Raw genomic sequence first — 14040 nt, 5'->3', positions numbered from 1 at the left:
GGGAACGGGTGGCCACCGTGTGGGATTTCGAAACGGATCCGGATTATCAGGCAAAGCTCGACTGGGTCGAGAAGTTCATGGTCGACGAACTCGAACCGCTCGATCTGGTCGCCCTCGACCCGTATGACAAGAAGAACGCCGAGATGATGGCGATCCTGCGGCCGTTGCAACAGCAGGTCAAGGACCAGGGCCTGTGGGCCGCGCACCTGCGGCCAGAGCTCGGCGGGCAGGGATTTGGTCAGGTCAAGCTCGCGCTGCTCAACGAGATCCTCGGACGTTCCCGCTGGGCGCCGTCCGTTTTCGGCTGCCAGGCGCCCGATTCGGGCAACGCCGAGATTCTCGCGATGTTCGGCACCGACGAACAAAAGTCCCGCTACCTGCAACCGCTGCTCGACGGCGAGATCACCTCGTGCTATTCGATGACCGAACCTCAGGGTGGTTCCGACCCGGGACAATTCGTCACGGCCGCGACCCGCGACGGCGACCACTGGGTGATCAACGGGGAGAAGTGGTTCTCGACCAACGCCAAGCACGCGTCGTTCTTCATCGTGATGGCCGTGACCAATCCCGAGTCGCGCACCTATGACAAGATGTCGCTGTTCATCGTTCCGGCCGAGACGCCCGGCATCGAGATCGTCCGCAACGTCGGCGTGGGAGCCGAGTCGTCGAAGCGGGCCAGCCACGGCTATGTCCGCTACACCGACGTCCGCGTGCCGGCCGACCACGTGCTGGGCGGCGAGGGCCAGGCATTCATGATCGCCCAGACGAGGCTCGGCGGTGGCCGCATCCACCACGCCATGCGAACAATAGCGTTGGCGCGCAGCGCTTTTGACATGATGTGCGAGCGCGCGGTGTCACGAAAGACCCGGCACGGGCGGCTGTCCGATTTCCAGATGACCCAGGAGAAGATCGCCGACAGCTGGATTCAGATCGAGCAGTTCCGGCTGTTGGTGCTGCGCACCGCGTGGCTGATCGACAAGCACCACGACTATCAGAAGGTGCGCCGCGACATCGCGGCGGTGAAGGTCGCCATGCCCCAGGTGCTGCATGACGTCGTGCAGCGGGCCATGCACCTGCACGGCGCGCTCGGCGTGTCCGACGAGATGCCGTTCGTCAAGATGATGGTGGCCGCGGAGTCGCTGGGCATCGCCGACGGCGCCACCGAGCTGCACAAGATGACGGTGGCCCGGCGCACCTTGCGCGAATATCAGCCCGTCACAACGCCGTTCCCGTCGGCGCACATCCCCACCCGCCGCGCGGAGGCCCAGGCCCGGCTGGCCGAGCGGCTGGAACACTCGGTGGCGGAGTTCTGACGCCGGCGACCACGAAATCAGGTGAGGTAGCGGACGATGCTCTCGGCCACGCAGGCCGGCTTGGGCGCGCCTTCGATCTCTACGGTCGTCGACATGGTCGCCTGCACGGCGCCGTTCCCGACATCCTCGACGCCGACCAATGATGTCTGGGCGCGCACCCGCGAGCCGACCGGCACCGGGGCGGGAAACCGAACCTTGTTGAGGCCGTAGTTGATTGCCAGCTTGATGCCGTTGACGGTGTAGATCTGGTGCTGCAGGCGCGGCAGCAGCGCCAGGGTCATGAAGCCGTGGGCGATCGTCTTGCCGAACGGGCCGGCGGCCGCGCGTTCGGGGTCGACGTGGATCCACTGGTGATCGCCGGTCGCGTCGGCGAACAGGTTGACGTCCTCCTGGGTGATGGTCACCCAGTCGCTGTGCCCGATGGTTTCGCCGGCGGCGGCCGCGAGGTCGGCTACTGAATCGAAGGTGCGCATTGAGTTTCTCCTTGGCTCCGGGCGGTAACCATAGCGCCGCGCGCTGACGGTTGTGGGTTTTCACCACGACGAACCGGGAATCCCTACCCGAACGCTGCGAGCTGCCTGGAAGGGAATCATGCCAGAAGGTAAGGGCCACAAGACAGAGCCCGACGTCGAACCGGAGGCTCACGAGTCTCGCTCACGCGCCGCGGCCGGCGAGGCCGACGGCTCGTACGTCGGGGCGGCCGGTCCGGACGACTCTTTCGATGCCGGGGAAACGGGCGCCGAAGCACGCAGCCAACGCGGCTGACGGACGCCGCGGCCATCCGGTCCGTCAGCCGCCGGTCAGTCTCAGGACAGGCCGTACAGCACCACGGCGAGGCCTATCAACACGACGGCCGCGGCCGTGAGTGCCCGGCGCTGGTGCTCCATCCAGCGCCTGATCCGCTCCAGCTGAGGGTCGATCCGTGGTCCGACGACGAGGTAGGCCAAGACAGGGGCGGCGACGGTCGAACTCGCCAGCGCCGCATAGTAAGCCACCGCCAGCATCGAGCCGACGGCGGTCATTCGGACGGTGGCGATCTCCGTCCCGACGGCCGCACTGGCGGCCAGCACCTTCGGGTTGGCCAGCATGGGAAGCATCCCGATCGCGGCCGCGGCCGACGGCGTTATCGTGCCCACACTGCCTCCCCACCCCGGCCCGCCCCTCCCGTGGGCGCGTCGCCACCACAGCCAGACACCGAATGACATCAGCACCACGCCGACACCCATCACCGCCCAGTCGGCCCACGCCGGCGCGGGCCCCAGCAGATCGTCGAACAATCGCGGGAACTGCATGAATCCCGTGGCGAGAACGGTCAGCGACACCAGCCTCCCCATCAAGTACGCGACACTCGACGAGTACGGCCGGTCGTTGTGAACGAGCAGTACCAACGACACGACGATGGGAATGGGCGAAAGTGCCACCACGAGTGCCGGTGCAGTCAGTTTCGCCAACACCAGACCCGAAAGAGCTGACACTCCAATACCTTTCAGACGTCCACGAGCGATTCGCCGGGACGTCGGCCGACCGCGGTGATCACGGCACGCCAGCCGCGGCCCGCGATGTCACGGGCCTGGCCCGGCCCCGAAGGGCCGGCGTCAGGGTGTCGGAGACGGTTGCTTCAGCGCGCCGATCGCGGCTTGCAGTTTGGCGGTGGCCTGGTCCGCGACGTCCTGCAAGGCCCCCTGCTCACCGGTCACCTTGACCATCAATTGCGGATCCATCGCCTCGACGAGAACCGCATCACCCGAGCTGTCGGGGTCGGCCCGCACCACGACGTTGCACGGCAGTAACTGGCCGATCTGGCGGTGAATCCCGAGGGCGCGATGCGCCAACGTCGGGTTGCACGCCCCCAGGATGAGGTAGTCCTCCATGTCCTCACCGAGCTTCTTCTTCAGCGTGGCCTTGACGTCGATGGTGGTCAGCACGCCGAAACCCTGCTCGGCCAGGGCGTCCGTCGTCCGTTTCACCGCGTCCTCGAACGAGGTGTGCAACGTGGTGGTCAAACCTGATGTCATTTCTTCTCCTCTTTCCAGGTGTTATCGGTGGCGCGGGCGTCAGGCCGCGGTGCGCGGCCGTTGCAGCTGGGCGAATTGGGGAACCGCGGCCAACGTCGCGACCGCGTCGAACAATGCGATCGAGTCCGCCCCGTCGGGTAACGCGGTCAGGACCGGCCCGAAGAAGGCATGCCCGTCGATCCGCAGAATCGGACTGCCGCCGGTTTCGCCGAGGGCATCCTGTGCCGCCTGGTGCCCTCGGCGCACGAACTCGTCCAGGGACTCGTCCGAGACCGCCTCTGCGGTGGTGTCGTGCACCCCCACCGTGGTCAACACATGGGCGACGAGGCCGTCGTCGAGGGGTTCCGAGCGGTCGATGTATCGCTCACCGAAGGCGAAGTACGCGGCAACCCACCCGTCGTCACCCTTCTCCCGCGCTATGGCGGCCAGCAACCGGCCGACTTTGCGGGAGTCGCGCATCCGCGCCTGCTGCGGGGGCGGGAGTTCGCGCCCCTCGTTGAGCACCACCAGGCTCATCAGCTGCCAATCCACCGACATGCCGGTCTTCTCGGCGACGGCGCGGATCCAGCGTGCGGTGTTCCACGAGAACGGACACACCGGGTCCAGCCACAGCGTGACCTTCGATCCAGCTCGACTACTGTCGGCAGGCTCCATTGCTCATCCCCTTGTCATAGCGGCCGGTCGTCAGGCCAGGCTGAGGAACAGCTTTTCCAACTCGTCGATCGACAAGCGGGCCCCGTCAGAGGGACTACCCTCCGGCTGGGTGATGCAGTCGCGCAGACCCGAGGCAATGATCTTGAATCCGGCGCGATCCAGCGCCCGCGACACCGCGGCCAACTGGGTGACGACATCTTTACAACTGCGGCCCTGCTCGATCATCGCGATGACGCCGCCGAGTTGGCCGTGGGCCCGGCGCAACCGGGCGAGGACCGCGTCCATGTCGGCGGGGTCGTGACCGGCCAGGTCGGCCGTGAGCGGTCGACCGCCGAGAAATCCTTCTTCCATAACTCCTTCATACCATACCCCTGGGGGCATGGAGGCTCGGATGGCGATACCCCTGGGGGTATGGTACTACTGGAACCGCGGGTTAAGCGGGGACTCGCGGGTAACAGCTCACGCGTTGGCGCGGGCCGTGTGCCTGCCGACCCTCAACTGCGGGCCGAATGGCCCTATTGGCCGCGGTGACGCGGGCTAAGACTCCATACCGGGAGACCCCGGTCACGAGGAAAGGAAACGTCAGTGTCCACGCTTCTCAGACGGGCTTGGGTACCGCTCGTCGTGGTGGTGGCGGTCGCCCTCGGCAGCGTGGCCGTTGATCGGCTCCGCGGCGTTTTCGGCTCAGAAGAGATCTTCACCGCGACCGGCAGCAGCGCCGAGCCCCTCAAGCCCTCGCATATCAAGCAGGTGACATACGAGATCTACGGGCCCAGCGACACGACGGGAAGCGTGAGTTACTTGGACAAGAACGCACAGCCGGCACAGGCCGACTTCACCAACCTGCCCTGGACCTTCACGATCACCACGACGGTGCCTGCCGTGATCGCCAACGTGGTGGCACAGGGCAATAGCGACAAACTCGGATGCCGCATCACCGTCAACGGTGTGGTCAAGGATGAGCAGTCCTCGGCCGGGCACCACGCCCAAACGTCTTGTCTGGTGAAGGCCGCATGAACACCGACACCGACACCGACGCCCGTCCGAGATTCATGCGGTTCGTCCGCACCTTCGCGTGGCCGATCATCATCGGCTGGCTGCTGCTCACCGTTGCCCTGAACGTGCTTGTGCCGCCGATCGAGTCGGTCGCACGCAAGCACGCGGTGACCATGTCGCCGAAAGACGCGCCGGCGATGATTGCCGCCAAGCGGATGGGCGCAACGTTCCATGAGTCGGATTCCGACAGCATCGCGATGGTCGTCCTGGAGAGCGACAAGCCACTCGGCGACCAGGCGCACCGCTACTACGACGGCCTGGTGAACAGGCTGCAGGCCGACCCCAAGCACGTGCAGCACGTCCAGAACGTCTGGGGCGACCCGCTCACCGCCGCCGGCGTCCAGAGCAAGGACGGCAAAGCCGCCTACGTCGAACTCAACCTGGCCGGCGACCAGGGCAGCACCCTGGGCAACGAATCCGTCGACGCGGTGCGCAAGATCGTCGACAAGTCGGAGCCGCCCCCAGGGCTCAAGGTGTACGTCACCGGCCCGGCGCCGCTGACGACGGACATGAATGAAGCCGCCGACAAGAGCATGTTCAAGATGATGGGCGTCACCGGCGTGGTCATCATGATCATGCTGTTCATCGCCTATCGCTCGGTCAGCACGTTGCTGCTGGTTCTCGTCATGGTCGGCTTCGAAATGGGCACCGCCAGAGGGCTTGTTGCGCTGCTGGGAAATTACGAACTGTTGGGCTTCTCGACGTTCGTGGTGGCCATGCTCTCCTCGCTGGCGATCGCGGCGGGGACCGACTACGCGATCTTTCTCATCGGTCGCTACCAGGAGGCTCGCCAGGCCGGTCAGGATCGAGAAACGGCCTACTACACGATGTTCCGCGGGACCTCGCACATCATCCTGGGCTCGGGGCTGACGATCGCGGGGGCCACCTTCTGCCTGCACCTGGCGCGGCTGTCGTATTTCAAGGCGCTGGGCATTCCGTCAGCGCTGGGGTTGCTCGTCGTCGTCGCCGGCGCGATGACGGCGGCCCCGGCCGTTGTCGCGGTGGCCACCCGGTTCGGTTTGCTCGACCCCCGACGCATGATCAAGACGCGCGGCTGGCGGCGCATCGGCACGGCTACGGTGCGCTGGCCGGGAGCGGTGTTCGCGGCCTCTTTGGTCATCGCCATCGTCGGTATCCTCTTCATGCCGAGCATGAAGGTCAGCTACAACGACCGCTTCTACATCCCCCGCGGCCTGCCGTCGAGCGTGGGGTACGCGGCCGCGGAGCGCCATTTCACCGCTGCCACAATGAATCCCGACATCCTCATGATCGAGAGCGATCACGACATGCGGAACAGCGGCGACATGATCATCCTGGACAGACTCGCCAAAGACATCTTCCGATCACCGGGAATCGCGATGGTGCAAAGCATCACCCGGCCGTTGGGTGGGCCGATTGAGCACACCTCCATACCGTTCCAGATCAGTGCACAATCGATCCCGATCCAGGAGAACCTTCAGTTCATGAGGGACCGGACGGCCGACATGCTGAAGATGAGCGACGACCTCGGCGCCATGATCGTCTCGATGCAGCGGATGCAGGGCCTGCTCGGGCAGATGAGCAACGCGACGCATCAGATGGTCGGCGATATGCACGAGATGCAGGCCACCCTGGACGAAATGCGGGACCACCTAGCCGATTTCGACGACTTCGCCCGGCCGCTCCGCAGCTATCTGTACTGGGAGCAGCACTGCTTCGACATCCCCGTCTGCTGGGCGACGAGGTCGGTGTTCGAGGCGATCGACGGTGTGGACAAATTCAGCGAGAACATGAGCACGCTGATCAAGGACGTCAACAACGTCGACGCGATCATCCCGCAGATGGCCGCGCAGTTCCCGCCGATGATCGCCGTCGCCAAATCGATGCAGGGAACGCTGCTCACGATGCACAGCAGCTTCTCGGGCCTGGTCACGCAGATGGCTCAGATGACCGACACGGCCAGCGCGATGGGGCAGGCCTTCGACGCTTCCCGCAGTGGCGACTACTTCTACCTGCCGCCGGAGGCCTTCCAGAACCCCGACTTCCAGCGCGGTCTGAAGCTCTTCCTGTCTCCGGACGGTAAGGCCGCGCGCTTCATCATCACCCACGATGCGGACCCGGCCACGCCGGCGGGCATTTCGGCCGTCATGCCGGAATTGGCCGCCGCTCATCAAGCGGTGAAGGGAACGACCCTGACCGGGGCCAAGTTCTATTTGGCCGGCACGGCGGCCATCTACCGCGACATCCAGTCGGGCTCGCACTACGACCTGCTGATCGTCGGACTCGCGGCGCTGACGTTGATCTTCGTCGTGATGGTGATCATCACGCGGGCATTGGTGGCGTCCATGGTGATCGTCGGGACGGTGCTGCTGTCGCTGGGTGCCGCCTTCGGGCTCACGGTGCTGGTGTGGCAACACCTCCTCGGCCTGGACTTGAACTGGATCGCGCCGGTGTTCGGATTGATCATCCTGCTGGCCGTGGGCTCGGACTACAACCTGCTGCTGGTGTCGCGGTTCCAGGAGGAGATCGGCGCCGGGCTGAAGACCGGCATCATCCGGTCCATGGGCGAGACCGGTGGGGTCGTCACCACGGCGGGCCTCGTCTTCGCCTTCACCATGATGTCGATGGTCGCCAGCGACCTGCGCTCGATCGGCCAGGCCGGCAGCACGATCGGACTCGGCCTGCTGTTCGACACGTTGATCGTGCGCTCGTTGATGACGCCGTCGATCGCGGCGCTGCTCGGACGGTGGTTCTGGTGGCCGATGCGTGTGCGCCCGCGCCCCGCGAGCTCCATGCTGCGGCCCTTCGGTCCGCGTCGCCTCGTCCGGTCCCTTCTCCTCGGTGAGGATGCGGACGCGGCGGCCACCAGGCGCGAAAAAGCCATGGCTTCGACGCCGGGGTGACAACCGCCCGGCGCAAGATAAGGCTGTGCGGCTGCTGCTGATTTCCGATACCCATGTCCCCGGGCGCGCCCGCGGCCTGCCCGCGCGGGTTTGGGAAGAGGTGGAGGCGGCCGACGTCGTCGTGCACGCAGGCGACTGGGTGGTGCCCGAATTGCTGGACGAACTCGAAGGCAGGTCGGCCCGGCTGGTGGCCTGCTGGGGCAACAACGACGGTCCCGCCTTACGGGCGCGCCTGCCGGAACGGGCGGACGTGACCCTGGCGGGGGTGCGTTTCACGGTCGTGCACGAGACGGGCGCGGCGGCCGGCCGCGAAGCGCGGATGGCGCGGCTCTATCCCGACACCCAGGTGCTGGTGTTCGGGCACAGCCACATCCCCTGGGACACGCGCGCCGAAACGGGATTGCGCCTGCTCAACCCGGGCTCGCCGACGGATCGCCGCCGGCAGCCCTTTTGCACCTACATGACGGCCCGGGTCGACGACGGGGCCCTCACCGACGTCGTCCTGCATCGACTCCCGAAGTAGCGGGTACATAACCGATACACAGCTTCCCCACATAAATAGCTCGGCTACAGAGGTATCGTGGAGAAGGTGCAGTCGAGTACCGATGTGGTCACCGACGTGTTTCGCGTCGTCGGCCGGTTCCGCCGGCAACTGCGACGCTCGGCCGGGCGCGGCTTCGACTCGTCACGGCTGAGCGAATCGCAGTCCGAGTTGTTGTGGCTGGTGGCCCGGCAACCGGGCATCTCGGTCAACGCCGCCGCCGCCGAGCTCGGGTTGGCCCCCAACACCGCGTCCACCCTGGTCTCCAAGCTGGTGTCCGGGGGATTGCTCATCCGCACGGTCGGCGACACGGACCGCAGGGTCGGCCGGTTACACCTCGCCGAGCCCGCCCAGCACGTCGTGGACGCAGCTCGGGCTGCGCGGCGAGACGTGTTGGCCGAAGTGCTCGCCGAACTCGACGACGATGAAATCGAGTCTTTGACAAAGGGATTGGAGGTCATGGAGACGATGACCAGAAGACTGCAGGAGCGAAAGTCATGAGCGGGTCACTGCCGATGGCGGTCGACGCCAGGCACCTGAGCTATCGGTATGGTCAGTTCACCGCCGTCAACGACGTGACGTTGCAGGTGCGCACCGGCGAAACCATGGGCCTGCTGGGCCCGAACGGCGCCGGGAAGACGACCATGGTCCGGATGCTCACCACGCTGGCGCCGGTGCAGCAGGGCGAACTGCGCATCCTCGGGCTCGACGCGCGCCGCCAGACCACCGACATTCGTAGCAACATCGGCTATGTGCCGCAACAACTCTCGATCGAACCAACGTTGACCGGCCGGCAGAACGTCGAGTGGTTCGCGCGGCTCTACGGCGTGCCCCGGGCCGAACGTTCCGATCGTGTCGAGCAGGCGCTGGCCGCGATGGAGCTGCTCGACGTGTCCGATCGGCTGGCCGCGGCCTATTCCGGCGGCATGGTCCGGCGCCTCGAGGTGGCGCAGGCGCTGGTGAACCGCCCGTCGCTGCTGGTGCTCGACGAACCGACGGTCGGGCTGGATCCTATTGCGCGGGACGGCGTCTGGACGCAGGTGCGCAAGATGCAGGCCGAGTTCGGCATGACCGTGCTGCTGACCACCCATTACATGGAAGAGGCCGACGCGCTGTGCGATCGGGTCGCGCTCATGCACCACGGTGAGTTGCGGGCGGTGGGTACGCCGGCCAAGTTGAAGTCCACCGTGTCGCCGCGCGCCACGCTCGAGGACGTGTTCCGCCACTATGCGGCCTCGGGCCTGGACGATGGTTCCGCGTCATCCGAGTCTGCGGGATCGCTGCGTGAAATCCGTTCCGCCAGAAAGGCTGCGCGCCGTGTCGGTTGATAGCGTCATGCCCGCAACCCTGGTTCGCGCACCGCGCGGATGGCAACGAGTCGGTGCGGTGCTCAGCCGCGTCGGCGCGTTCGCGATCGTCGAGATGCAGAAGCTGCAGCACGACAGAACCGAACTTGTGACCCGGATGGTGCAGCCGGCGCTGTGGCTGTTGATCTTCGGGACCACGTTCAGCCACCTGCACGTCATCCAGACGGGATCGGTGTCCTACCTGGCGTTCCTGGCGCCGGGGATCATCGCCCAGTCGGCGTTGTTCATCTCCATTTTCTATGGCATACAAATCATTTGGGACCGAGACGCCGGCGTCCTGGCCAAGCTGATGGTGACGCCGGCGCCCGCGTCGGCGCTGATCACCGGCAAGGCATTCGCCGCCGGCGTGCGCTCGGTCGCCCAGGTGGTCGGCGTAATGACGTTGGCGTACCTGATGAATATCGGCCTCACGGTCAACCCGCTGCGGATCGTGGCCGCGATGGCCGTCGTGATGCTCGGCGCCGCATTCTTCGCCTGCCTGTCGATGACACTGGCCGGCCTGGTGCGCAGTCGCGATCGGCTGATGGGCATCGGCCAGGCCATCACGATGCCGTTGTTCTTCGCCTCCAACGCGCTGTACCCGGTGGACGTGATGCCCGCCTGGCTGCACGTGCTGAGCAGGGTCAACCCGCTCAGCTACGAGGTCAACGCCTTGCGGGGCCTGCTCATTGGCACGCCCTTCAACCCGATGGACATCGTCGTCCTGGTGGTCGCGGCGGTCCTCGGAATCGCCGCCGCCTCAACGCTGTTGCGCCGGCTCGTCACCTAGTTGCGCCCTCGATAGCCGATCGTGACCAGAACGTAACGATTTCCGGCCGACTCCCAATCGTTAGCCAACCGCGATGTGAAGCTCCGGCCGCGACAGGCGATTTGCCTCGTCCCCACGTGTTTCACTGCCCACGAACAGATTCGACCGCCGCACGCGGCAGATGAAAGTTGGGATGGGTAGAGAGCTATGAAGTTCTTCGAAGAGTTGCGGAAGTTGCGTGGCGCCGCGGCAACCATGCCGCGTCAACTGGCGGTCGCGGCCATGGGGGCCGCTCTGATGGCCGGCCTCGTCACGGCGGCCGGCGGCTCGGCTACCGCGGGGGCGTTCTCGAAACCGGGTCTTCCGGTGGAATACCTGGAGGTGCCGTCACCGTCGATGGGCCGCAACATCAAGGTTCAGTTCGAAGGCGGCGGACCGCACGCGGTGTACCTGCTCGACGGGTTGCGCGCCCAGGACGACTACAACGGCTGGGACATCAACACCCCGGCCTTCGAGGAGTTCTACCAGTCGGGCCTGTCGGTGGTGATGCCGGTTGGCGGCCAGTCCAGCTTCTACAGCAACTGGTACCAACCGTCGTCGAGCAACGGCCAGAACTACACCTACAAGTGGGAGACGTTCCTGACCCAGGAAATGCCGCTGTGGCTACAGGCCAACAAGCAGGTCTCCCCGGCCGGTAACGCCGTGGTGGGCCTGTCGATGTCCGGTGGCTCCGCGCTGATCCTGGCCTCGTACTACCCGCAGCAGTTCCCCTACGCCGCCTCGCTTTCGGGCTTCCTCAACCCGTCCGAGGGCTGGTGGCCGACGCTGATCGGGCTGGCGATGAGCGACTCGGGAGGCTACAGCGCCAACAGCATGTGGGGTCCGTCCACCGACCCGGCGTGGAAGCGCAACGACCCCATGGTTCAGATTCCGCGGCTGGTCGCCAACAACACCCGGATCTGGGTGTACTGCGGCAACGGCACACCCAGCGACCTGGGCGGCGACAACATGCCGGCCAAGTTCCTGGAGGGCCTCACGCTGCGCACCAACCAGCAGTTCCAGAACACCTACGCCGCGGCGGGCGGGCGCAACGGGACGTTCAACTTCCCGGCGAATGGGACGCACTCGTGGCCCTACTGGAATCAGCAGTTGGTCGCGATGAAGCCCGACATCCAGCAGGTGCTGCTGGCCAGCAATACCACGGCACAGCCGGCGCAACCGTCGCAGCCGGCACAACCGGCGGCCTGAAACCCCGCCAAGCCAGCATCGGCAGCAGCGCACCGGTCAGCGCTGCTGCCGATGCTTTTTGTCCGGCCGGTCGTTCAACAGCGCGCGGCGGTCCTGGTGGAAGTAGGTGTACCCGGTCGTCACCGCACATACGGACGTAGCCATCACCAGCATCCAGGTCCCGTTGACGACCAGGCCGATGAAGCCGCCCACCGCCGCGCCCACCATAAAGCTGGCCAACAGCAGAAAGTAACCGAGCCAGTCCGAGACGTTTCCACCACCAGCGATGTGGCGCTCGATGCCCTGGCTCATCTTGACGGTCGTGCCGGTCACATAGCTCAACGGCACCGAAACCTCGCCATTTTTGACGAAGGATGTGTTCAACGCCCCGGTCCCGAACGCCAGCAGCATCATCGGCGCGAAATCGACCAAATTCTGCGCCCATCCCTCATCGAAGATGTCGACCACGGTGGCGGCCGCCAAACTGAAGGTGGTCAGGACCGTCGGGCCGTGCGGATGGTCCACCCAGAAAAATCGCCGGCCCAGTGACGCAATAACCACGCCGGCGACGAACGCCGCAATGAGCAGCCCGGCGCTCACAGCCAGCCACCCTTCGCCGGTGAAATACCCGAGCACGGCGCGTTGGGCGTTGCCGGTGACGAAAACCACGAAGTACCCCGCGGAGTGGGTGAACGAGATCGCCCCGATGACGCCTGCCAGCGCCGCCAGCACCCAGGACAACCGCGCCTCGCTGTCGAAGATCTCACTCGTCACACCGACATGCTTCCAGACGCCCGTGCCGCTCGCAGGCGACGCATAGCGATTTCCTACGTTGTTCCTACCTTGGCGCCTACGAGGCGGTGAGCCGGGCGATGGAGCGCAACGGGATCGGCAGCCAGTGGGGGCGGTGTCGCGCCTCATATCCCGCCTCGTAGACCGCCTTGTCCAGTTCGTAGGCGGCCAGCAACTCGGCCGACTCTCGCGGGTCGACCCCCGCCGCGGCGGCGTAGCCCTCGCAGAACGCGGTCCGGTTGCGCTCCACCCACTCCCGGGCGCGGGCGGCCAGTTGCTTGTCGGCCGCCTGGTCCACCAACGGCCCGTACGCGGCGTACTCGAAGGACCGCAGCACGCCGGCGACGTCACGCAACGGCGAATCCGGAGCCCGGCGCTCCTCGAGCGGCTGGCCCGGCTCGCCCTCGAAGTCGATCAGCAGCCAGCTTTCGGGGGTGCGCAGCACTTGACCGAGGTGCAGGTCGCCGTGCACCCGCTGGACGGTGATCTCCTCGTCGGCGAGTTTGGCGAATCGCTCCTCGATGGTCGCCGCGTACTCCTGCAGCTCGGGCACCTTCGCCACGGTCGACGACAGCCGCGCCAGCACGGTGTCGACCGGGAAGGCCGCCGTCGACGTGCCGAGGGACTCCGCCAGGGTGGCGTGCACGGAGGCGACAGCCTCGCCGAGCCGGCAGGATTCGCCGGCGAAGTCGCCGCCGACCTCGTGCGCATACAGATCGCCCTCCGCGAACAGGTCGCGGACGCTGGCGGTGGCCATCGCCCACCCTTCGGCGGCGTTGGACGCGAACTCGGTCACCATGCCGAGCGGCCATGCCTCATCGTCGGTGCCGTCCGGGGCGGCCATCTCGTAGGTGCCGAGCAGCCGGGCCACGTGCGGGTTGGCGGCACGGGCCAGCACCCGGTTCAGCTCGATGTCGGGGTTGATGCCGCTGCTGACCCGGCGAAACGCCTTGAAGATGGCGTCGCGGTCGAAGATGACGCTGGTATTGCTCTGTTCGGCGTCCGAGACGTGCGGCAGCGCCTCCAGGGGCAGCTCGACACCGGGCTCCTTGGCGAACCTCACTTCGGTGCCGGACGCGCTACGCACGGCCGACGAGTCGACCAACGACAACAGAAACCGGGGCGCGTCGGTGTCGTACAGACCGTCGAATCCGGTGCGATCCCCGGCGGCGCCGATGGTGGCGACCGTGCTGTACTCGGAGACCGGCCCGGCATCCCATTGCACGATCACCTGGTAGCGCTCCGACGAGCCGTCGGCGTACTGGGCGTCGACCAAAACCAGGTCGAGGTGCTCCCGCAGCGGGACGACCACGGCGGCCTCGGCGGAGGTCAGCTCCCGATTGCGTCCGGCGTACCACCGCTGCTGTGGGATCCAGTCCGACCAGGGCAACTTAGCGGGCTCGGTCATCGGCGCCGCTCCTCCTCATCACTTCGTTCTGCATCGT

The 14040-nt window shown here is 66.2% G+C and carries 16 protein-coding genes; 9 read left to right on the top strand and 7 right to left on the bottom strand.

Translation table 11 applies throughout. The annotated features are described in order from the left end of the window. Nucleotides 1–17: 17 nt before the first annotated feature. Nucleotides 18–1313: an acyl-CoA dehydrogenase family protein gene (locus G6N37_RS20755; protein WP_163683308.1), complete on the top strand. Its 1296-nt coding sequence runs from the start codon at nucleotides 18–20 to the stop codon at nucleotides 1311–1313. A gap of 17 nt (nucleotides 1314–1330) precedes the next feature. Here G6N37_RS20755 and G6N37_RS20750 read toward each other — a convergent pair whose 3' ends face one another. Then, on the bottom strand, nucleotides 1331–1786 hold the full coding sequence (locus G6N37_RS20750; protein ID WP_163683307.1) for a MaoC family dehydratase: 456 nt from the start codon (nucleotides 1784–1786) through the stop codon (nucleotides 1331–1333). 118 nt (nucleotides 1787–1904) lie between these two features. Between G6N37_RS20750 and G6N37_RS25910 the strand changes: the two genes are divergently transcribed. Continuing rightward, nucleotides 1905–2078 carry a hypothetical protein gene (locus tag G6N37_RS25910; protein ID WP_167527402.1) on the top strand — a complete coding sequence of 58 codons (174 nt, stop codon included), beginning with the start codon at nucleotides 1905–1907 and terminating at the stop codon, nucleotides 2076–2078. A 41-nt stretch (nucleotides 2079–2119) separates the two neighbouring features. Here G6N37_RS25910 and G6N37_RS20745 read toward each other — a convergent pair whose 3' ends face one another. The 4 genes from G6N37_RS20745 to G6N37_RS20730 all read right to left on the bottom strand — a co-directional run bounded on the left by G6N37_RS20745 (nucleotide 2120) and on the right by G6N37_RS20730 (nucleotide 4333). Then, nucleotides 2120–2788, bottom strand: a complete 669-nt coding sequence (locus G6N37_RS20745) for a GAP family protein (protein ID WP_163683306.1) — start codon at nucleotides 2786–2788, stop codon at nucleotides 2120–2122. Nucleotides 2789–2908: 120 nt separating this feature from the next. After that, nucleotides 2909–3328: a DUF302 domain-containing protein gene (locus G6N37_RS20740; protein ID WP_163683305.1), complete on the bottom strand. Its 420-nt coding sequence runs from the start codon at nucleotides 3326–3328 to the stop codon at nucleotides 2909–2911. Between the two features lie 39 nt (nucleotides 3329–3367). Continuing rightward, nucleotides 3368–3982 (bottom strand): mycothiol-dependent nitroreductase Rv2466c family protein, encoded by a 615-nt coding sequence (locus G6N37_RS20735; protein WP_163683304.1) that lies wholly within the window; start codon nucleotides 3980–3982, stop codon nucleotides 3368–3370. A 30-nt stretch (nucleotides 3983–4012) separates the two neighbouring features. Continuing rightward, nucleotides 4013–4333, bottom strand: a complete 321-nt coding sequence (locus G6N37_RS20730) for a metal-sensitive transcriptional regulator (protein ID WP_163683303.1) — start codon at nucleotides 4331–4333, stop codon at nucleotides 4013–4015. A gap of 234 nt (nucleotides 4334–4567) precedes the next feature. Between G6N37_RS20730 and G6N37_RS20725 the strand changes: the two genes are divergently transcribed. The 7 genes from G6N37_RS20725 to ag85C all read left to right on the top strand — a co-directional run bounded on the left by G6N37_RS20725 (nucleotide 4568) and on the right by ag85C (nucleotide 11824). Next, nucleotides 4568–4999 carry an MmpS family transport accessory protein gene (locus G6N37_RS20725; RefSeq protein ID WP_163683302.1) on the top strand — a complete coding sequence of 144 codons (432 nt, stop codon included), beginning with the start codon at nucleotides 4568–4570 and terminating at the stop codon, nucleotides 4997–4999. 35 nt (nucleotides 5000–5034) lie between these two features. Then, a complete protein-coding gene (locus G6N37_RS20720; RefSeq protein WP_372514732.1) occupies nucleotides 5035–7920 on the top strand; it encodes an MMPL/RND family transporter in 2886 nt (961 codons plus the stop codon). Nucleotides 7921–7945: 25 nt separating this feature from the next. After that, nucleotides 7946–8443: a metallophosphoesterase family protein gene (locus G6N37_RS20715; protein WP_163683300.1), complete on the top strand. Its 498-nt coding sequence runs from the start codon at nucleotides 7946–7948 to the stop codon at nucleotides 8441–8443. Nucleotides 8444–8500: 57 nt separating this feature from the next. Then, nucleotides 8501–8962 (top strand): MarR family winged helix-turn-helix transcriptional regulator, encoded by a 462-nt coding sequence (locus tag G6N37_RS20710; RefSeq protein WP_163683299.1) that lies wholly within the window; start codon nucleotides 8501–8503, stop codon nucleotides 8960–8962. Continuing rightward, on the top strand, nucleotides 8959–9789 hold the full coding sequence (locus G6N37_RS20705) for an ATP-binding cassette domain-containing protein (RefSeq protein WP_163683298.1): 831 nt from the start codon (nucleotides 8959–8961) through the stop codon (nucleotides 9787–9789). The genes G6N37_RS20710 and G6N37_RS20705 overlap by 4 nt, the downstream gene beginning before the upstream one ends. Further along, nucleotides 9779–10597, top strand: a complete 819-nt coding sequence (locus tag G6N37_RS20700; protein WP_163683297.1) for an ABC transporter permease — start codon at nucleotides 9779–9781, stop codon at nucleotides 10595–10597. Before G6N37_RS20705 ends, G6N37_RS20700 begins: the two co-directional genes overlap by 11 nt. 186 nt (nucleotides 10598–10783) lie before the next feature. Further along, a complete protein-coding gene (ag85C, locus tag G6N37_RS20695; protein WP_163683296.1) occupies nucleotides 10784–11824 on the top strand; it encodes a diacylglycerol acyltransferase/mycolyltransferase Ag85C in 1041 nt (346 codons plus the stop codon). Between the two features lie 36 nt (nucleotides 11825–11860). Here ag85C and G6N37_RS20690 read toward each other — a convergent pair whose 3' ends face one another. Together G6N37_RS20690 and G6N37_RS20685 are read right to left on the bottom strand one after the other, a co-directional pair. Then, nucleotides 11861–12577 carry a YoaK family protein gene (locus tag G6N37_RS20690; protein ID WP_163683295.1) on the bottom strand — a complete coding sequence of 239 codons (717 nt, stop codon included), beginning with the start codon at nucleotides 12575–12577 and terminating at the stop codon, nucleotides 11861–11863. A gap of 76 nt (nucleotides 12578–12653) precedes the next feature. Beyond that, complete coding sequence (locus tag G6N37_RS20685; protein WP_163683294.1) at nucleotides 12654–14003, bottom strand: maltokinase N-terminal cap-like domain-containing protein; 1350 nt, start codon at nucleotides 14001–14003, stop codon at nucleotides 12654–12656. Nucleotides 14004–14040 lie beyond the last annotated feature (37 nt).

This window comes from Mycobacterium seoulense, assembly GCF_010731595.1.
Taxonomy (GTDB): Bacteria; Actinomycetota; Actinomycetes; order Mycobacteriales; family Mycobacteriaceae; genus Mycobacterium; species Mycobacterium seoulense.
The sequence above is the reverse complement of the archived record's forward strand: the minus strand, read 5'-3'. Positions and strand labels throughout refer to the sequence as shown.

Excerpts from the sequence above, each read along its gene's own strand:
- G6N37_RS20705 (WP_163683298.1), top strand. The coding sequence starts at position 8,959 with ATGAGCGGGTCACTGCCGATGGCGGTCGACGCCAGGCACCTGAGCTAT.
- G6N37_RS20750 (WP_163683307.1), bottom strand. The coding sequence starts at position 1,786 with ATGCGCACCTTCGATTCAGTAGCCGACCTCGCGGCCGCCGCCGGCGAA.
- G6N37_RS20735 (WP_163683304.1), bottom strand. The coding sequence starts at position 3,982 with ATGGAGCCTGCCGACAGTAGTCGAGCTGGATCGAAGGTCACGCTGTGG.
- G6N37_RS20720 (WP_372514732.1), top strand. The coding sequence starts at position 5,035 with ATGCGGTTCGTCCGCACCTTCGCGTGGCCGATCATCATCGGCTGGCTG.
- G6N37_RS20730 (WP_163683303.1), bottom strand. The coding sequence starts at position 4,333 with ATGGAAGAAGGATTTCTCGGCGGTCGACCGCTCACGGCCGACCTGGCC.
- ag85C (WP_163683296.1), top strand. The coding sequence starts at position 10,784 with ATGAAGTTCTTCGAAGAGTTGCGGAAGTTGCGTGGCGCCGCGGCAACC.
- G6N37_RS20685 (WP_163683294.1), bottom strand. The coding sequence starts at position 14,003 with ATGACCGAGCCCGCTAAGTTGCCCTGGTCGGACTGGATCCCACAGCAG.
- G6N37_RS20740 (WP_163683305.1), bottom strand. The coding sequence starts at position 3,328 with ATGACATCAGGTTTGACCACCACGTTGCACACCTCGTTCGAGGACGCG.
- G6N37_RS25910 (WP_167527402.1), top strand. The coding sequence starts at position 1,905 with ATGCCAGAAGGTAAGGGCCACAAGACAGAGCCCGACGTCGAACCGGAG.